The 751-nt window shown below is 54.7% G+C and carries 1 protein-coding gene; it reads left to right on the plus strand.

The features are described 5' to 3' along the window. Positions 1-751, plus strand: a 751-nt coding sequence (locus B2633_RS12840; protein WP_483171103.1) for an FHIPEP family type III secretion protein, incomplete at both ends; no start/stop codon positions are given.

Here is a 751-nt window from a genome sequence, read left to right on the forward strand (position 1 = left end):
CATCATCATAATCATCAATATCGTAGGCGGATTTATCATCGGTGTGGCCCAACGGCAGCTTTCCATGGCCGAGTCCATGCAGATATACACCATACTTACGGTGGGGGACGGTCTGGTAACCCAGATCCCGGCCCTGCTGATCTCTACCGCCACCGGCATCGTTGTGACCCGCAGCGCCTCAACCAATTCTTTGGGGCAGGAATTATCCAAGCAGCTCTTCAATTACCCGCGCGCTCTGGGCATGTCAGCCCTGATCCTGTTCGCGCTGGGAACGGTAGGACTCCCCAAACTGCCTATGTATTCAATGGGTATCCTTTTCGGATTCTTGTATTTCTATTTGCGCAATAAACAGGCTGAGCCGGACCCGGCGCCGGAGAGCGAAGAATATGTGGAAGCCGAACAGATCCGCAAGCCGGAAAATGTCATCGAACTGCTGCAGGTAGAAAAAATGGAACTGGAACTGGGCTATGCCCTGATCCCCCTGGTGGATTCCGATCAGGGCGGGGACCTCCTGGACCGTATCGTGATGATACGCAGGCAATGCGCGGTGGAGCTGGGCTTTATCGTACCCCCGGTGCGCATCCGCGACAATATGCAGCTTAAGCCCAATTCCTATGCCATAAAAATCAAAGGCATAGAAATAGCTCACGGCGAGCTGCTATTGGAAAATTACCTGGCCATCGGCCCGGGGATTGGCAGCGATGCCGACCTGCCGGGCATAAACACCGTGGAACCGGCCTTCAATCTGCCG

Origin of the sequence: Syntrophomonas sp. UBA1041 (genome assembly GCF_002316705.1) — a bacterium.
GTDB lineage: Bacteria > Bacillota > Syntrophomonadia > Syntrophomonadales > Syntrophomonadaceae > DTU019.